Source organism: bacterium (assembly GCA_024742285.1).
Classification (GTDB): domain Bacteria; phylum Myxococcota_A; class UBA9160; order UBA9160; family UBA4427; genus UBA4427.
Window position 1 is genome coordinate 228,480 of the sequence record JANSYR010000005.1, and the last position, 17,680, is coordinate 246,159.

The following is a 17,680-nucleotide window of genomic DNA, read 5'->3' on the forward strand; positions in this document are numbered from 1 at the left end:
CCCATGGAGAGCATCGAGAAGATGTGGAACCAGGCGCGTGCGCGCGCCGTCGTCGGCATCGCGGTGCTGGCCCTCGTGGCGGCCGCCGCTTCGCCGGTCGCTGCGCGGGACTACAGCGAGAAGCGTGAGGCGTGCGCCAAACACGATCCGCTCAGACAGCCGTTCTTCGGCGATACCCACATCCACACCGTCTACTCCTTCGACGCGAACGCTCAGGACACGCGGAACACCCCGCGCGACGCCTATCGCTTCGCGAAGGGCGAGCGCGTCGGGATCCAGCCCTACACCGCGGACGGAAAGGCCGTGCGAACGGCCCAGCTGCGGCGTCCTCTCGACTTCACCGTCCTGACCGACCACGCGGAGCTCCTCGGCGAGATCCGGATGTGCTCGACGCCCGGGACGCCCGCCTATGGGTCGGACCTCTGCTTCACGTATCAGATGTTCCGACCCATGACGTTTCAGTTCTTCGCGGTGCGGAACATGATGATGCGTAAGCGCTTCGAGTTCTGTGGCGAGAACGGAGCGCTCTGTTTCGACGAGGCGCGCGTGGTCTGGAAGGACATGCAGGCCGCCGCCGAGGAAGCCTACGACCGGACCGCGGAGTGCGCGTTCACGAGCTTCGTCGGCTACGAGTGGACCGCCGGCGTCGGACTCGGCGAGAACCTCCATCGCAACGTCGTCTTCCGGAACGCCAACGTGCCGGACCTGCCGCCGTCCTGGGTCGAGACGCCCTCTGCGTACGCGCTCTGGCAGACCCTCCAGGCGGAGTGCATCGACGGGATTCCGGGCTGCGACGTCTTCTCGATCCCGCACAACTCGAACATCAGCGGACCCGGTCTGATGTTCGCTTCGGCGAAGCTCGACAAGTCGACGGACATCGATCTCCCGGTCGACGCGAAGGAGGCGAAGCTGCGCCAGCGGTTCGAGCCCGTCATCGAGATCATGCAGCACAAGGGCGACTCCGAGTGTCTGCCCGGGGCGTCGAACGACGAGCTCTGTGGCTTCGAGAAGCTCGACTACAACAGCTTCGCCGGCGTCGGGCGGATCGCCGACGCGGGGATCGACTCGGCGATGGGGCAGGTGGTACCGGATCTGACGCCGGATCCGCGGGCCTTCGTTCGAAACGCCCTCCAGAAGGGCGTGAAGCTCGAGAGCGAGATCGGCGAGAACCCGCTGAAGTACGGGATCATCGCGAGCACCGATACCCACCTCGGCACGCCGGGCCTCGTCGCCGAAGACGACCCGAAGGGCCACGGCGGCGCCGGCAGTCGCAACGTCCGGGGCCTGCCCGACGACATCGAGTTCAATCCCGGCGGTCTCGCCGTCGTCTGGGCCGAAGAGAACAGCCGCGACGCGATCTTCTCCGCGATGCAGCGGCGTGAGACCTACGGCACGAGCGGGACGCGACCGGTCGTCCGCTTCTTCGGGGGCTGGGGCCTCGACAAGGGCATGTGCAAGGGCGACGACTTCGCCGAGCAGGGCTACGCGAAGGGGGTTCCGATGGGCGGCGACCTACCGGCGCGCGGCGAGGACGATGGCGACCCCCGCTTCGCCGTCTGGGCGCTCCAGGATCCCGGGACCGACGGCGCGCCGGGTACGAAGCTCCAGCGGATCCAGATCGTGAAGGGCTGGGTCGAGGACGGGGAGACGAAGGAGAAGGTGATCGAGGTCGCCGGCGGCAGGAATCGTGCGAGCGTCGACCCGCAGACCTGCGAGCCGAAGGGCGATGGTCACGCCCAGCTCTGCAGTGTCTGGCGCGACCGTGACTTCGAGCCGGACCAGAACGCCTTCTACTATGCGCGCGTCGTCGAGAACCCGACCTGCCGCTGGAGCCAGCATCTCTGCGTCGAAGCGGGGGTCGACTGCCGCAAGCCCGAGACGATTACCGCCGGGTACGAGGCCTGCTGCTCCCCCGATCACGAGCCCGTCATCCAGGAGCGCGCGTGGACCTCCCCCATCTGGTACACGCCTTGAGGCGTCACGTATTCGGGTTCGCGGCGCTCTGTGCGGCCCTGGTCGTCGGTTGCTCCGGCGAGCATCAGGGACCCGGTACGTCGACCGACGTCCAGCTGCCGGAGGCCCACGTCGCGGCGCGCGCAGAGCGACAGGCCGACGCGCGCGGGAAGGTCGGCGTCGCTTCGGACAAGCAGATCCTCTTCGGGGATCTCCACGTCCATACGACCTTCTCGCCGGATGCGTTCATGACGAGCCTGCCCATGATGGGGGGAAGCGGCCTGCATCCGCCGGCCGATGCCTGCGACTTCGCGCGGCTCTGCGCCGACCTCGACTTCTGGAGCATCAACGACCACGCCGAGGGGATCAGTCCGGCCCACTGGAGCGAGACGATCGACGCGATCCAGGAGTGCAACGCGCGGGCCGGCGATCCTTCGGATCCGGACTCGGTCGCGTTCCTCGGCTGGGAGTGGTCGCAGGTGGGCGGGACCCCCGCCGATCACTACGGGCACAAGAACGTGATCTTCCTCGAGACCGATCGTGGCGCGGTGCCCCGTCGCCCGATCGCCGCTCCTCGTCCCGAGTTCCGCGTGGCCCAGCTCCCGCTCGTCGGGCGCCTGCTCTTCTCGGCGCTCTCACCCTCCGATGCGCAGCTCTATGCGGACTACGCCCTCTACACGGAGGAGGTTTCCTCCGTAGAGGCGTGTCCCGCCGGCGTGGATACGACGGCGCTGCCGGACGACTGCCACGAAGTCGCTGCCCATCCGCGGGACCTGCACGCGAAGCTCGATCAATGGGACACGCCTTCGATCGTGATTCCGCATGGGACGAGCTGGGGGCTCATGACGCCGCGGGGCTTCGATCTCGCGCGGGAGCTCGAGACCGGACAGCACGATCCGGAGCGGCAGAAGCTCTTCGAGGTCTACTCCGGCCACGGCGCGTCCGAGGTCTATCGCGACTGGCCGGGCGCCTTCGCGTCAGGGCAGGACGCGCTGGTCTGTCCCGAGCCGACCGCCGACTTCCTGCCCTGCTGCTGGCGCGCCGGCGAGATCATCCGCGAGCGATGCGAGAACGAAGCGGTCTCTTCGTCGGATCCCGGGGCACCGGGCTGCGAGGAGCGGGAGGTCGAGGCGAGGACGCTCTACCTGAAGGCGGGATCCGCCGGGCACTTGAGCGTTCCGGGCGCCGACGTCGACGACTGGCTCGACTGCGATCAGTGTCGCGATTGTTTCAATCCCGCTTTCTCGCTCCGCCCGGGCGGCTCCGCGCAGAACGCGCTCGCGCTCCGTTCGACGGACGAGGACGGGACCGAGCACGCCTACCGCTTCGGGCTGATCGGTTCGAGCGACACCCACGACGCGCGGGGCGGCAACGGCTTCAAGGAGTTCGCCCGCCTCGAGAACACCGAGGCCCTCCGGCGTCATCCGCTGACCAGCCGCCTCATGGCGAGCACCGCCGAGCCCGCGGCGCGCAGCCGCGAGATCGTGCTCTCCGAGGTCCCGCTCCAGGGCCGGCGTGACATGGAACGCGGCGCTTCGTACCTGATGACGGGCGGACTGGCCGCGGTCCATTCGGAGAGTCGTCGGCGTGAGTCGATCTGGGAGGCGTTCGAAGCGCGCGAGGTCTACGCCACTTCGGGAGACCGGATCCTGCTGTGGTTCGATCTCCTGAACGGTCCGGCGGGCGAAGCACCGATGGGGTCGATCGTGGAAGGGCAGGGCGCGGCGCCGCGCTTCCGCGTGTCCGCCGCCGGTGCCTTCGAGCAGAAGCCTGGCTGCCCGGAGTTCGTCGGCGAGGCGATGGGGCCCGAACGGCTGCAGTCGATCTGCCTGGGCGAGTGCTACCACCCGAGCGACACGCGCCGGAAGGTCGAGCGACTCGAGATCGTGCGGATCCGACCCGCCGGTCCGGACGGGCCGCCGGTCGCGGAGCGGATCGACGACCCCTGGCAGGTCTTCGCTTGTGACGACGCCGGCGACGGCTGTACGGCCGAGTTCGTCGATCCGGAGTTCTCGACCGCGTCCGGCGAGGTCGTCTACTACGCCCGCGCCATCCAGGAGCGGACCCTCGCCGTCAACGTCGGCGGCTTCCGATGCACCTACGACGAGGCCGGCAACTGCGTCGAGGTCGCGCCCTGCTATGGCGACGACCGGACCGACGCGCACGACGACTGCCTGGCGGAGAACCAGGAGCACGCCTGGTCGTCGCCGATCTTCGTCCAGCCCTGAGGCGCGTCGCCCCGCTCGTGGATTTGCGCCGGATTCCGTCTGGATTCCGCCCACGGACCGTCAGGAATCGCCCTCCGTCGCGAGGCTCGGTGTCTCGTGTGGGCACCTTGCTCCGGCCCCGCGTGACGTCTAGCCTTGACGGCCGTTCCAGAACCCGATTTTGCCTGGATCTGATCGTTCCCGGCATTGCCCAAAGAGACCCGAATCGAGGAGGCCCGATCGATGCGTGGTAACCGGATGCGCGAAACCGCGGAGAGCGAAGTCAACATGACGCCGATGCTCGACGTCGTCTTCATCATGTTGATCTTCTTCATCGTGACCGCCTCGTTCGTCAAGGAAGCCGGCGTCGACGTCATCCGTCCTCCGGCCGTCACCGCCGAGGGCAAGGACCAGGGCAACATCCTGATCGCGATCACGGAGAACGGACAGATCTGGGTCGACCGCCGCCAGGTCGATCCGCGCTCGCTCCGCGCGAACATCGAGCGCCTCCACGGCGAGAACCCGCAGGGCTCGATCGTGATCCAGGCCGACCAGAAGTCCCAGAACCACCTGCTGGTCCAGGTGATGGACGCGGCGAAGGCGGCGGGCGTGAACTCGATCGCGATCGCGGCCGAAGGGTCTTAGGGCCGCGCGAATCCGTCGGTCGTTTGGCTGCCCAGTCACGGTCGCGAGACGGTGCGCCCCGCGGCGAATGGCTCGGCCTTCGTAGCCGAAGCTTCGTCGATCTCGTGAATCGAGCTGGCCGTACGACCCGCTAGCGGGAATGCAGCGCGGGCCTGCGCTTTATTTCGCCGCGAGACACCCCGCCTCGCTCCCTCGGGCCGGTGTTGCTCGCAGGGGATACGCGCGTGCTCGGGTGGGCAGGGCGGACGCACAGCTCGTTCGTCCCGGTCATTGCTCCCCCTGATCTACTCGGGGGTCGGGACGTGTCGTTCTGGCTCGGCGGGAGTGAGTGGCCTGGGGGCGGCTGCAGTGGAATCAAGCGCAGCCCAGCCGCCGGGGTGTCCAGCCGTCCTGACGGTCAGCTCGGGGCGCGGGAAGCGAAGGCGACACGTCTATGGGGCGAGCCATCCACTGCGGACGTCCACAGGCCGCGAACGCCGAACGAGCCAGAACGAGCGCGTCCGCCTAAGCGGGCCGTTCGCCCGTGATCGTCACGCGGTACATGAGCCGGTCGTAGTCGGCGTAGTCGTCGACGGCGTAGTGCTGGAGCCAGCGGTTGTCCCAGATCGTCACGGTGCCGGGCTCCCAGCGGACGCGACAGGTGAGCTCCGGACGCGTCGAGATGTCGTAGAGCATCGACAGCAGACCGTCGCTCTCGGGCTTCGACAGGCCGACGATGCGGTCCGTGAACATCGGGTTCACGTAGAGGCTCTTGCGACCCGTGTCCGGGTGGGTCCGCACCACCGGGTGCTCGACCTCTTCGTAGATCGCGTCGCTGAAGACGTACTGGATCGCGGCCTCGCCGTTGTACTTCGCGTCGCCGGTGGTCTTCGGGTCATAGGCCTCCCGCGCGCTGTGGATCGCACGCATCGGGAGCAGGAACTGCTTGAGCGGCTCGGAGAGCAGCTCCCAGGCGCGCTCCATGGACGCGTAGATCGTGTCGCCGCCGACCGGCGGGATCTCGACGCCGTAGAGGACGGTGACGCTGCTCGGGCGCTCGAAGAAGCTGTTGTCGGTATGCCAGGACGTGCCGAAGAAGGCGGGCTCGCCGGCGGGCTTCCGGACCTCGATGACTTCCGGGTGTTCCTCCATGCCCTTGGCGATGGGATGGACGTCGGGCTCGCCGAAGATCTTCGCGAGGGCGATTTGGCTGTCGTGGGTGAGCTTCTGGTCCCGGATGCAGAGCACGCCGTAGCGATGGAAGGCGGCGAGGAGCGCGTCCTGCTGGTTCCCGGAGAGTGGGCGGGAGAGGTCGAGCCCATGGATCTCGGCGCCGAGCGCGCCGGACAGGCCGCGGAGCTGGAATTCGGTCGTCATCTTGGGGGGCCTCGGAGGGACTCGCGGACGGGAGGCCGCGAACGCGCGAATCGTAGCGCTCCCGCGAGTGGCCCGAAAAGTCACGGATGCGTCGCTCGGGGACGGGCAGGCAGGCGGCAAGAGAACGCCGCGCTCGAGACGCGAACGTTCTCCGAGGGGCCATCGTGCGGGACGCTCCGCGATCCGGGAAGGCACTCGCGGAGGGCGGCCTCTCGCGAAGGGCGCAGGCCCCTGGCGACCGAGCCGCGGCCCCGTCTACGGCCGTCGGAGGCGCGAGGCGACCACGAGGCCGGCGCCGAAGAGGAGCGCCGCGCCGGGCTCGGGGACCGGGGCGCTCGAAGCGATGTCGTGACGGACGTCGATGTGCAGCGCGCCGGTCTCGGTCCCGAGGTCGAGACTCTTCAAGTGGATCTTCTCGACCCTCATCGGCTCGTCGAGTGCACCGAGATTGAGGCGCTTGAGCACGTCGTCACCGACCGTCTTCACGGCGACGTCGAGCAGGCCGTTCTTCTCGAGGCGCGTGATCTCGACCGGCCCGCCCACGAACTCGATGGTGTGAACGACCTTCTCATAGACGACGGTGCCGCCGCCGAAGATGCCGAGCTTCACTTCCTCGAGCTGTACTTCGGTCCGCACGATCGCGCGCCCGCCGAGGTCGAGCGTGTCCAGGCGCTCGAGGTTCAGCTCGATCGCCGCTGCGGGGGAGCCGAGTCCCAGCGCCACCGCAAGGACCGTCAGGGCCGTGAAGGCGGAGGCGGGGAGCGAACGCGCGAGGCGGGAGCATTGAATCGGCATGGGGCACTCGGTGAACCGGGGATCGCCCCCGGTCATGGGTCGTGGGTCATGGTGGGACGGGTCGGTGGCCCGACGCGCCTTCGTGGATCGTGCTCGAGGCGTCACCACGATGTGTGCTGTAGGGGAAACGCAACTTTTCCCCCGATGATTCAGTGGCCGCTTCGCCGCGAAAGGGGACATCGGCGAGAGAATCTCGGCGCTTTGCTTCCCGACCTCGTCCCGGTTGCGCGTGTCCTGCGCGTGGCTGGGGAGGTCATGGTCCGTGCGCGCTTGCGGCGCGCCCGGCTGCCGAGTTCAATGCGGCTCGGGGGGAACGCATGGAGAAGGCAGCCACGTCCGCAGAGCTCTCACCGCGCGCGATCGCGTTGGGGCTCGTCCTCGCCGCCGTGCTCGGGGCAGCGAACGTCTACCTGGGATTGAAGGTCGGGATGACGGTCTCGGCGTCGATCCCTGCGGCGGTCGTGGCGATGCTCGTTCTGCGTCGGCTCCTGCGGGATGGCACGGTGCTCGAGGCCAATCAGGTCCAGACCGCGGCTTCGGCGGGTGAGTCCCTGGCGGCGGGCATCCTCTTCACGGTTCCGGCCCTCCTGCTGATCGGCGTCTGGACCGAGTTCGCGTTCTGGCCGACGACCCTGATCGCGATCGCGGGCGGATGGCTCGGCGTGCTGTTCATGATCCCGATGCGCCGGGTGTTCGTGGAACAGAGTCCGGAGCTGCCGTATCCGGAGGGCGTCGCCTGCGCCTCCGTCCTCGAAGCGGGGAGCGAAGACGAGGGCGGTGGTGCGCGGGTCCTGCAGGGGGGGCTCTTCGGAGCGGTGATCAAGCTCGCGGTGAGCGGGTTCGGTCTGCTTCGGGGCAGCGTCGAAGGTGCACTCGCGGTCGGGCCCGGGCGTTCGTTCTTCGTCGGAGGCGACGTGTCGCCGGCACTCCTCGCCGTCGGCTACATCGTCCGGCTCGAAGTGGCCGCGCAGATCTTCCTGGGCGGTGCGCTCGGATGGTGGGTGCTGATTCCGCTCGCCCCCGAGATCGTCGCGACCTTCGCGCCGGAGAGCGCCGCCCTCGCGGAGGGAACGGGCGCGGCGTTCGAAGGCGGCGCTGCGGATCGCGCGTGGTCGCTGTGGTCGAGCGGGGTGCGCTACGTCGGTGTCGGCGCGATGGCGGTCGGCGGGATCGCCGCGCTGGTGCGCGTGCGGGCGGGGCTCGTGCGGGCGCTGGTCGAGCTGCGTGCGGGCTGGTCGGCGGCGTCCGGTGACGCCACGCCGACCGACCTGCCGGCGCGGCTGGTGCTCGCCTTCGCCGCAGCGGCCGCGGCGCTGGTCTTCGGGCTCTACGTCCACTTCACGGGCGACGCCGTGATCGCCGCGTTCGCGGCGGTGATCATGCTCGTCGCCTCGTTCTTCTTCGTCGGCGTCGCGAGCTACATCGTGGGCCTCGTCGGCAACAGCAACAGCCCCGTCTCCGGGATGACGATCACCGCCGTTCTCGCGACCGGGGGGTTGCTCTGGCTCGCCGGCTACGACGGCCTCCAGGGCATGGTCGCCACCCTCGGCGTCGCGGCCATCGTGTGCTGTGCCGCCTGCACCGCCGGCGACGTCTGCAACGACCTCAAGACCGGTGCCCTCGTCGGCGCGACGCCGCGACGGCAGCAGGCGATGCAGCTGCTCGGCGTCGTCGTCGCGGCGCTGGTGATGGCGCCGGTCCTGCAGCTCCTGCACGACGCCTACGGCATCGGGTCGCGGGAGCTCGCGGCGCCTCAGGCGAGTCTCTTCGCGAGTCTGGCGCGGGGATTCTTCGGTGGGGAGGTGCTGCCGTGGGGACTGGTCGGGCTCGGCGCGGCGATCGGGATCGCCGTGCTCGTGGCCGACGCGCTGCTCGGACGCCGAGGGGCGGGCTTCCGGCTCCATCTCATGCCGATCGCGGTCGGGCTCTATCTGCCCTTTGGATTGGCCTTCCCCATCCTGCTCGGGGGCCTCGTGGAGCGATGGACGCGCCGCCCGGACGCGGATCCGGGCGAGGCCGGCGGATCGCCGGGGGTGCTCTTCGCTTCCGGCGCGGTCGCGGGCGAGGCGCTGGTGGGCGTCGGGGTGGCCGTCGCCGTGGGGCTCGGTGTCGGTGGGGGCACGGCGAGCTACGCAGGCGCCGATGCCGTCAGTCTGGTCGCGGCGGTGGCCGCGATCGCGCTCTTCGCACGGGCGACGCGAGGCCCGGTCTCGCCGACCTCGCGATCGGCTTCGCGCTAGAGCTCGCCGATCTCGCGATCGAACGCGTATTCGGCGGGAGCCACGATCAGGACGTCGAGGGCGCCTTCGAATCCCTCTCTGCCCATGGGGGCGGAGAAGATCGCCGCGGGGACGAAGAGCAGGCTGCCGACGGCGACGCGGGCGGAGGCGACCGGGCGCACGATCGTCAGGTCGACGAACTTGGCCGTCACGTCCTGCGCCCGGGTTCCTTCCCACTCGAGTCCGAGGTCGGGGAACTCGAGTGCGCTGGCCGGCGCGCTCGCGAACAGGATCGCAGTCGCGGCGAGGCAGGCGAAGCGGGAAGAGCGGGATCGTGCGGCGCGCATGCAGGCTCCTTGACGGGTTCTCGACACCCGAGATGCTAGCAAGCCGTCGTGCGGACGCCGTGCCCGGTGGGGCGTTCCCGGGTGACGGCCCCTCAGGACCCGCGGCCGACCGCTCAGGGCGCGCTTCCCATACGCGCGAGGACGTCGTCGCGCGCGAGCCCGATCGCCGCCCGCTCCTGGTCGACCCGGGCGCGGACCTCGCTCTGCGCCGATGGCCGGGTCACGAGCGGGAGACGTTGCTCGGCCCGTCCGAGGCGCTGCTCGGCCTGGCGGAGGGTCCGCAGTGCGTCCCGGTGGCGGGACTGTTCGCTGGCGGTTCGCGCCGTCTCCCGAAGCAGGCCCGTCACGCGGAGCTCGTCGGTCAGCCAGTCGTCGGCGTCGACCAGGCGAGCCGGATCCGGCGACGTCGTGGCGGCGTGGGCCGCGAGCAGCGCTTCTCCGTGATGCGCCGCCGCGGAAGCCCGCTCGCCGCGACACCGCTCGAGCGCAGCGAGGCTGCGATGGCGTTCGGCGCGGGCGGCGTCGTCTGGAGGGAGCCAGGGATCGACGCGCTCGGTCCAGTCCTCCCAGGTGCCGATCATGCGGCCGCAGCGCCCGGTGTCGCCCGCCGCGACCGCCCGATCGCCCAGCACGAGCATCCCGCGCTCGAAGTGGCGCGCCCAGCCATCCGCCTGGGCGAAGGCGAGGGCGAAGAGCGCGATCAGCAGGGGGACGGCGCTCGCGCATCGTTGTCGCACGCGTTCGGCGAGGGACCAGCTCGCGCGTTCCCGCCGTCGCCGCGGGTCGGCTCCCTCGATCTCACGATGGAGCGCGTCGGCGCAGGCGCCCTGGTCGACCACCGAGTCGAGATCCACCGCGTTCATGTGTCGTTCGCACGCGACGAGGAGCGACTGCGGACCGAGCTGCCGGAGTCCCTGCTCGAGGGCGGCGCGCGCGCGCGCGACCCGCGCCCGCTCGAGGTGATGCCGGGCGAGGCGTGCGTAGTAATCCGCGCGGGCGGCCCTGCTCGAGTCGGCGAGACCGATCCAGGCATCGAGGGCGAGGCGGACGTCGGTCCGGGCGCCGCCGGGGAGCTCGATGGCGAGGGTCGCGTGAGCGACGAGCAGGAGCGCATTGGCGAGGTCGAGACAGGCGAGCGGGGCGGGGCCCTCGAAGAGCGGGGCTGCACCGGGCACGACTCCGGCGTCCAGGCGGGCGAGCATCCAGCCGAGCTGGGCGGCCGACGGGGCGAGGGCGAGAATCGCGCGGCCGAGCCGATGGCGACGGGACGCGCCGGAGCGGGCGACCGTGGCGCCTGCCGCCGGCCAGGGCGAGAGGACGAGATCGATCGGGCCGACCGCTCGGGTGAAGCGGCGGTGGCCTACGCCGAAACGGATCTCGAAGACCCGGAATCCGAGGAGCGGAGCGAGCGCGGTGCGGACGATCTCGCGCGCGAGCACGACGAGCCACGTCGCGAGCCCGAGGCCCGCGACGCCGTTCACGCCGATCCAGATCCACTCCTCCACCGGTCTCCCCTTCGAGGCGCCCTCCGCACGGGGACCTCCCGAGGTGGATCGACCCCTCCGCGGGCGCGCTTGAGACCCGCCGGTCCCCGACCCGGTCGCTCGCGCCCGTGGGGGAGCGGTTGGGTATGCTCGCCGGCCGGGCGACAGCCGTGAGCCCGGCCGGGGGGGCAGCCGTGAGCGACGAAACGCAGCGAGACGAGGGATTGGTCGACAGCAGCACGCTCACGCGGCGGATCCTGATCGGCCTGGCGCTGGGCATCGTGACCGGCCTCGTGCTCAACGTCGGCTTCGCCGACACGGCGGTCTTCGGCTTCCTCGTCGAAGGCGTTCTGCACGTCGGCGGGCAGATCTTCCTGTCGAGCCTGAAGCTGCTGGTCGTCCCGCTGGTCCTCGTCTCCCTGGCGTGCGGCACGGCCGCCCTCGACGACGTGACCAAGCTCGGACGAATCGGCGGCAAGACCCTCGGGCTCTACCTGATGACGACGGCGCTCGCGATCAGCGCGGCGATCGGAGTAGCCGTGCTCGTCGGGCCCGGGGAGGGGGCCGAGTTCGCGACCACCGGCCTCGAGTTCGCGGCGAAGGAATCGCCCAGCCTGGTCCAGACGCTGATCAATCTCTTCCCGACGAATCCGTTCCAGGCGATGGCCGAAGGCGAGATGCTCCAGGTGATCGTCTTCGCGATCCTGCTGGGCGTCGCGATGACCCTGGCCGGTGACGCCGGGAGCGAGCTGCTCCGGTTCTTCCATTCGGCCAACGAAGTCATCATGAAGCTCGTCTTCGTCCTGATGGAGGTGGCGCCCTTCGGGATCTTCTGTCTGATCGCGAAGGTCATCGCCATCCAGGGGCCCGAGTCCTTCGACAACATGGCGAAGTACTTCGCGACCGTGCTCTTCGTGCTCTTCCTGCACGCCACGTTCACGTACCCCGTGCTGCTCTTCCTGCTCGCGCGGGTCTCGCCGATCCCCTTCTACCGCAAGCTGCGGGCGCCCATGAGCGTCGCGTTCGGTACGGCGAGCAGCGGGGCGACGCTGCCCGTCACGCTCCGGACCGTCGAGGAGCGCCTCGGCGTCGACGAGTCCGTCGGCTCGTTCACGGTTCCCCTCGGCGCGACGATCAACATGGACGGCACGGCCATCATGCAGGGCGTGGCGACCGTCTTCATCGCCCAGGTCTACGGCGTCGAGATCGGGCCCGCCGGCTACCTGACGGTCGTCGTGACCGCGACCCTCGCGTCGATCGGCACGGCCGGCGTCCCCGGCGTCGGCACCGTCATGCTCGCGATGGTCCTCGAACAGATGTCACTCCCGGTCGAAGGCATCGCGCTCATCCTGGGCGTCGACCGGCTGCTCGACATGGCCCGGACCGCCGTGAACATCGCCGGGGACGCCGCCGTCTCCTGCGTGGTCGCGCGCAGCGAGGGGAAGCTCGACCTCGAGGTCTATCGCTCTCCCTGATCTTCGCGCGCGAGCCGCTTCAGGGACGGATCGGTCCATCTCGGCGGCTCGCAGACCTTTGCCGCGACTCCGGCGCTCTGCCAAGCTACGCCCTCGCGTCGCGGGAGGCCCCGGGCGCGCGCCGGCTCTTCCAGCCGGTCCCACTCGTCTGGCCTGCAGCCAGACCCGAGAAGCGGCCACGTGGCCAGAACAGGAATCCCCCATGAAGCTCTATACGGGAATGGGTCCCAATCCGCGCGTCGTGACGATCGCCATCTCCGAGCTCGGCGCCGAGGTCGAGCAGGTCGCCGTCGACCTGATGGCCGGCGAGAACCGCGACGGCGAGCACCTGAAGCGCAACCCCGCTGGCCAGCTCCCGACCCTCGAGACCGACGACGGCTCCTTCATCTCCGAGATCACCGCGATCGTCGAGTATCTGGACGAGAAGTGCGGCGGCTCGCTGATCGGCTCGACGGCCGAGGAGCGCGGCGAGACCCGCATGTGGTCGCGCCGGATCGACCTCAACATCCTCGAGCCCCTCGCCAACGGCTTCCGGTTCGCCGAGGGACTGCAGCTCTTCGAGAACCGCATCCACGTCGTCCCCCAGGCCGCCGACGACTTCAAGCAGATCGCGCAGGAGCAGCTCGCCAAGCTCGACGGTTTGATCGAAGGGCGCGAATTCATCTGCGGGGATCGATTCACGATGGCGGATATCCTGCTCTTCGCCTTCCTCGAGTTCGGTGGCCAGGTGGGTCAGCCCCTCGACCCGAAGTGCGGCAACGTGCAGGCCTGGTACCAGCGCGTCGCGGCGCGCCCGTCGATCGCGGGCTGAGCGAGAGGCGCCGACCGACGGCGCCGCCTAACGCGGATCCGTCTCGCCCGCTTCGAGGATCGCTTCGAAGCGGGCGAGCTTGCTTTCGCGCGCGAAGGGATGGATCCCGCCTTCGTGTTCGAGCCAGCGTTCGAGCGACGCGCGGGTGCGTTCGAGGTGGCCTTCCGCCTCGCTCGATCGCTCGACCTCGAGCTCGAAGTCGACCCGCCCGCCCGGAAACGCGGTGCGGTCGAGCTCGACCTCGATCTCGAGCGTACCGATCTCGTCCGCGCGTCCCAGCTGCCCGATCGAGCGCTCGTTCCGGAACGATCCGATCGTGCGAAGCGGTTCCTCGCCGATCGCGGCTTCGAGTCGGTCCAGGAAGGCGAGTCGTTCCGCGTCGCCCCGGGCGTCGGCGCGCCAGAGGCCGATCTCGTTCTGGAGCCTGAGCCCCTGGTCCAGGGCGGTCGCGAGATCGGCGGGCTCGCGGTCGTGCTCGAGCTCGATCCGTCGCGTGATCATGGCATCGGGGTGGCTATCCGCCTCTCCCTTGACGGTCAGTCGGAGCCGGTGCTCGGCCTCGCGCAGGCGGACGCCGATCCGCGCCCGGCCGAGCGCGCGGTCATTCCGGTCGAAGAAGTGGTTCGTCTGCTCGACGACGCGGACGGACGCGAGCCGGTCGCGAACCCAGCGCCAAGCGGCCTCGTCCGGCAGTCCGAGCTTGATTTCGGTCTCGAATCCCGATCCCATGGTGCTCTCCGTCCCCTCCAGGCGACCCTCGCGCCCACCGGGCGACCCCGGCGGTGCCGATGTCGCGCGCTCGCCCACGATGCTAGATTCTTGCGCCGTGTGGCCAAGGAGGGCGGCCACGTAGCGGGTCCGCTCGCGGCGTCCTCCGGAAGCAGAGGGCGGGATCCGGCCGATTCGATCGGTCGCGTCCGGCGACGGCGGGGGCACTGGAATTGGGCAAGCGACTCTACGTTGGGAACATCCCCTTCTCCGCGACCGAGGAAGAGCTGCGGGAGGCCTTCAGCACCCACGGCAGCGTTTCGGGCGTCGACGTGATCATGGATCGCGAGACCGGCCGACCGCGCGGCTTTGCGTTCGTCGAGATGGAGGACCCCGCCGCGGCGGACGCAGCGATCCAGGCCCTCGATGGCTCGGACTTCGGCGGTCGGAACCTGCGGGTCAACGAGGCGCAGGAACGTCGCGGCGGAGGCGGTCGCCGCTAGTCGCCCCGTCGGGTGACACCGCCACCCGGACCAGGGATGGCACGAACCGTTCTTCGAGCGGCCGGCGCTGCTCGCGCCCGGACCTCGGAGCGGGACGGGAAGCAGGAACGACATGGAACGAAGGGGCAGGGCCCGCCGCCACCGCACGGCGCAGGTGAGACCCCGAGGAGGCGGCGCCCGGATGGGGGGCCACGGGCCCGCGCCGCGTAGAGAGGAGAAAGCAGGATGGCACGAGCAAGTCGAATGAGCGTTCTCAAGCGCAAGCGCGAGAGCGAGAAGGCCGAGAAGGCTGCGCGCAAGCGTGAGATGCGCGCCATGGAGAAGGAATTCGGCAAGGCGAAGGAGAAGGAGTCCGGAGAGGCCAGCCAGGAGGACCTGGAGGCCTACGGCATTCTCCCGCCGATGGACGAAGAGGAAGAGGAGACGGACTGAACCTTCGCCTGCGGGCGCTCGGCGAGCTGGGCCGTGCTGGGCCGGCGGCTGGAGCGTCGCCTGCGGGCGCTCGGCGAGTCTGGGGGTCGCTCGGGCCCCCGTGCGAGGCCCCGGCCGATCGTCAGGCGGGGCGGTCGCCGATGATGGTGATGCGTTCCATGACGCGCTCGCGGGGCCAGTAGTCGCTCGAGGCGTAGTGCTGGGTGGAACGGTTGTCCCAGAAGGCGACGCTGTCCTTCTCCCAGCGGAAGCGGACCTGGTACTCCGGGACCTCGATCTCGTGGTAGAGCCGCTTGAGCAGATCGTCGCTCTCCTCTGCGGAGAGACCCTCGACGTGACTCGTGAAGATCGTGTTCACGAAGAGACATTTCCTCCCCGTCACCGGGTGGGTGCGAACCATCGGATGGCGCGCCGGCGGGAACTCCTTCCGCTTTTCGGCGCGGTCCTCTTCGGACATGGCGAGGCCGAAGGTGTGTACGAAGTCGTGGATGGCGATCCGTCCATCGATCTCCTTCTTGATCTCTTCCGGGAGGCCTTCGTAGACGGCTTCCATGTCGGTCCAGAGCGTGTCGCCGCCGACGATCGGGACTTCGTGGGCCCGTAGGACGGAGCCCAGACTCGGGATCTCGCGCCAGCTGACGTCGCTGTGCCAGTTGTTCTCGACCCCGACGACCTCTTCGTCCTTCGCGAAGCGGATGACCTCCGGCGCGGCGCCTTCGGGCAGGAAGGGGTGGACCTCGAGCTCCCCGAACTGCTTCGCGAAATTCGCGTGATCGGCCTGCGAGATCGACTGGTCGCGAAAGAAGATCACCTTGAACTCGACGAGGGCCCGCTCGAGCTCGGCGATCAGCTCGGCGTCGATCGGCTTCGAGAGGTCGACGCCCCGGATCTCGGCCCCGAGGCACGGGCTCTGCGGGATCGCCTCGAACCGGTCGAAGGAGAGCGCGTCGAGGCGTTCGCGAATCGCCGCGATGTGCCGGCGCGGGCCGTAGTGGATCGGGCGATGGGACTCGAGGGCTGCGGACATCGGGTGGGCCTCCTGACGGGACGGCCGACGGGCGGCCGGGAGAGCATCGGTCGAGCGAGCCGGGGCCTCGCAGGGAGGTGCGAGCGTACGTGGGGAGACGGTGGCCCGCCAATCGCGGCCGCCCCCCGAACGAGCGGGCGGGGACGCGTGCTAGCCGAGCAGGACCAGCAGGATTCCGAGCATCGTGAGCGCGATGCCGGGCAGCTGGCGGACGAGCTCGCGCTCGCCCATCAGCTGGATGCCCAGGGCGACGGCGAGGAGCGCTTCGATCTGACCGACCGCCTTCGCGTAGGCGACGATCGTGATCGAGAAGGACCAGAACCAGCAGAGGCTGGCGGTGAAGCCCGCGGACCCGATCAGCAGCATGCGCGGCCACAGGCTGCGCACGGCGCGAAAGGCGCCGGGCTCCCGGGTGGTGATCCAGGCGGTCAGGAGCACGACCTCGATCCAGGTCGTGTGGAAGAGCGTGTGGACGGCACCCTGGAAGAAGTCCGCCTCCGGGTTCGCCGCGCGGAGCGCTTCGTTGGCCAGCTTGAGGGAGAAGCTCGCCGCGACGAGCAGGATCGCGCAGAGGAGCGCGTACCCGCCAGCGGGGCCCACGCGGAACGCTCGACGAAGGCCGCCCCCGGCGCCCTCGCGAGCGAGGTTGATGGCGACGACGCCGACCGCGCAGATCGCGATTCCCACCGCGCCGATCGCGGTCGGAGACTCGCCGAAGAAGAGCGCGCCGGCGATCGCCGTCAGCAGGACCTCGAGCTTGTGGAAGATGATGGACTCGCCGAAGGAGCCGCGACGGAAGGCGGTGACGAGGGCGACGTTGGCGAGAAGCTGCGTGAGGGCCGTGGCGAGGCACCAGCCCAGGAACGTCGGCTCGAGCGAAGGCCAGCCGGAGCGCGCCCCGACCGCGAGGGCCGCGATCGCCGCCCACGGCAGGCAGAAGGCGAAGCGTGACCAGCTGTTCAGGGTGGGCGAGACCCGGGCCGAGACCGTCTGGGCGGTCGCGTTCCGGGTGGTCTGGGCGATCCCGCCGATCAGGGCGAGCACCGCCCACAGCGGAACGGAATCGAGGCTCAAGGGGTCGCGCCGTGTTTCGGTCGTGGGCGACGGAACGAGGCCCGTGCGCGCTCGACCTCCGCGCGGGTGTCGCAGGTCGCCGCGTGGTCGTTCACGATCCCCATCGACTGCATGAAGGCGTACGCGGTCGTCGGTCCGAAGAAGCGGAAGCCGCGCTTCTTGAGCGCGCGGGCCATGGCCCGGGACGCGTCGGTCTGGGAGACGGCGAGGAGGCTGCCCTCGTCGAGGCGCGTCGGTCGGTCCGCGTCGTCGGGCTCGAAGGACCAGAAGAACGCGGCGAGGGAGCCGAACTCGGCCCGAAGGGCGCGGGCCTGCTTCGCGTTCGCGAGGGTCGCTTCGATCTTGCCTCGGTGGCGGACGATGCCGGCGTCACCCAGCAGCCGCTCGACGCTTCGCTCGTTCCAGCGCGCGATCCGGTCGAAGTCGAAGTCCGAGAAGGCCTTCCGGAAATTGTCTCGCTTGCGGAGGATCGTCAGCCACGAGAGGCCCGACTGGAAGCCTTCTAGGCAGAGCTTCTCGAAGAGCCGTCGATCGTCGTCGACCGGGAACCCCCACTCGGTGTCGTGGTACGCCTGATAGTCGGCGTGCTCACCGCACCAGCTGCACCGTCGCCGCGGGTCCGCGCTGTGTGACGTCGTCGCCAA

At 69.8% G+C, this 17,680-nt stretch carries 16 protein-coding genes; 8 read left to right on the forward strand and 8 right to left on the reverse strand.

The annotated features are described in order from the left end of the window. Positions 1 to 3 precede the first annotated feature (3 nt). From NXI30_11945 to NXI30_11955, 3 genes are all read left to right on the forward strand, one after another. Positions 4 to 1,974 (forward strand): DUF3604 domain-containing protein, encoded by a 1,971-nt coding sequence (locus NXI30_11945; protein ID MCR9094922.1) that lies wholly within the window; start codon positions 4 to 6, stop codon positions 1,972 to 1,974. After that, positions 1,944 to 4,181: a DUF3604 domain-containing protein gene (locus tag NXI30_11950; GenBank protein MCR9094923.1), complete on the forward strand. Its 2,238-nt coding sequence runs from the start codon at positions 1,944 to 1,946 to the stop codon at positions 4,179 to 4,181. Before NXI30_11945 ends, NXI30_11950 begins: the two co-directional genes overlap by 31 nt. 222 nt (positions 4,182 to 4,403) lie before the next feature. Then, on the forward strand, positions 4,404 to 4,805 hold the full coding sequence (locus NXI30_11955) for a biopolymer transporter ExbD (GenBank protein MCR9094924.1): 402 nt from the start codon (positions 4,404 to 4,406) through the stop codon (positions 4,803 to 4,805). A 504-nt stretch (positions 4,806 to 5,309) separates the two neighbouring features. Here the strand turns inward: NXI30_11955 and NXI30_11960 are convergent. Further along, a complete protein-coding gene (locus NXI30_11960) occupies positions 5,310 to 6,161 on the reverse strand; it encodes a TauD/TfdA family dioxygenase (protein ID MCR9094925.1) in 852 nt (283 codons plus the stop codon). Between the two features lie 255 nt (positions 6,162 to 6,416). Next, complete coding sequence (locus tag NXI30_11965; GenBank protein MCR9094926.1) at positions 6,417 to 6,956, reverse strand: PEP-CTERM sorting domain-containing protein; 540 nt, start codon at positions 6,954 to 6,956, stop codon at positions 6,417 to 6,419. 317 nt (positions 6,957 to 7,273) lie between these two features. Between NXI30_11965 and NXI30_11970 the strand changes: the two genes are divergently transcribed. Then, entirely contained in the window at positions 7,274 to 9,196 is a 1,923-nt protein-coding gene (locus NXI30_11970) for an oligopeptide transporter, OPT family (protein ID MCR9094927.1), read from the forward strand. Here NXI30_11970 and NXI30_11975 read toward each other — a convergent pair. Both NXI30_11975 and NXI30_11980 read right to left on the reverse strand, forming a co-directional pair. Then, the gene (locus NXI30_11975; protein ID MCR9094928.1) at positions 9,193 to 9,522 is read right to left on the reverse strand and encodes a hypothetical protein; all 330 of its coding nucleotides are present in this window, start codon (positions 9,520 to 9,522) and stop codon (positions 9,193 to 9,195) included. The two genes, NXI30_11970 and NXI30_11975, sit on opposite strands and share 4 nt — an antisense overlap. Positions 9,523 to 9,635: 113 nt before the next feature. Further along, a complete protein-coding gene (locus NXI30_11980; GenBank protein ID MCR9094929.1) occupies positions 9,636 to 11,027 on the reverse strand; it encodes a hypothetical protein in 1,392 nt (463 codons plus the stop codon). Positions 11,028 to 11,200: 173 nt separating this feature from the next. Between NXI30_11980 and NXI30_11985 the strand changes: the two genes are divergently transcribed. Then, positions 11,201 to 12,481 (forward strand): dicarboxylate/amino acid:cation symporter, encoded by a 1,281-nt coding sequence (locus NXI30_11985; protein MCR9094930.1) that lies wholly within the window; start codon positions 11,201 to 11,203, stop codon positions 12,479 to 12,481. A 202-nt stretch (positions 12,482 to 12,683) separates the two neighbouring features. Then, on the forward strand, positions 12,684 to 13,292 hold the full coding sequence (locus NXI30_11990) for a glutathione S-transferase family protein (GenBank protein MCR9094931.1): 609 nt from the start codon (positions 12,684 to 12,686) through the stop codon (positions 13,290 to 13,292). 27 nt (positions 13,293 to 13,319) lie between these two features. Here NXI30_11990 and NXI30_11995 read toward each other — a convergent pair whose 3' ends face one another. Next, the gene (locus tag NXI30_11995) at positions 13,320 to 14,021 is read right to left on the reverse strand and encodes a CYTH domain-containing protein (GenBank protein MCR9094932.1); all 702 of its coding nucleotides are present in this window, start codon (positions 14,019 to 14,021) and stop codon (positions 13,320 to 13,322) included. Between the two features lie 212 nt (positions 14,022 to 14,233). Between NXI30_11995 and NXI30_12000 the strand changes: the two genes are divergently transcribed. Next, entirely contained in the window at positions 14,234 to 14,503 is a 270-nt protein-coding gene (locus NXI30_12000; protein ID MCR9094933.1) for an RNA-binding protein, read from the forward strand. A gap of 243 nt (positions 14,504 to 14,746) precedes the next feature. Further along, positions 14,747 to 14,935: a hypothetical protein gene (locus NXI30_12005; GenBank protein ID MCR9094934.1), complete on the forward strand. Its 189-nt coding sequence runs from the start codon at positions 14,747 to 14,749 to the stop codon at positions 14,933 to 14,935. A gap of 121 nt (positions 14,936 to 15,056) precedes the next feature. Here the strand turns inward: NXI30_12005 and NXI30_12010 are convergent, their stop codons facing one another. From NXI30_12010 to NXI30_12020, 3 genes are all read right to left on the reverse strand, one after another. After that, entirely contained in the window at positions 15,057 to 15,962 is a 906-nt protein-coding gene (locus tag NXI30_12010; protein ID MCR9094935.1) for a TauD/TfdA family dioxygenase, read from the reverse strand. 150 nt (positions 15,963 to 16,112) lie between these two features. Then, positions 16,113 to 17,036: an EamA family transporter gene (locus tag NXI30_12015; GenBank protein MCR9094936.1), complete on the reverse strand. Its 924-nt coding sequence runs from the start codon at positions 17,034 to 17,036 to the stop codon at positions 16,113 to 16,115. Further along, positions 17,033 to 17,680, reverse strand: coding sequence for a DNA-3-methyladenine glycosylase I (locus NXI30_12020; protein ID MCR9094937.1), 648 nt, complete (start codon positions 17,678 to 17,680; stop codon positions 17,033 to 17,035). The genes NXI30_12015 and NXI30_12020 overlap by 4 nt, the downstream gene beginning before the upstream one ends.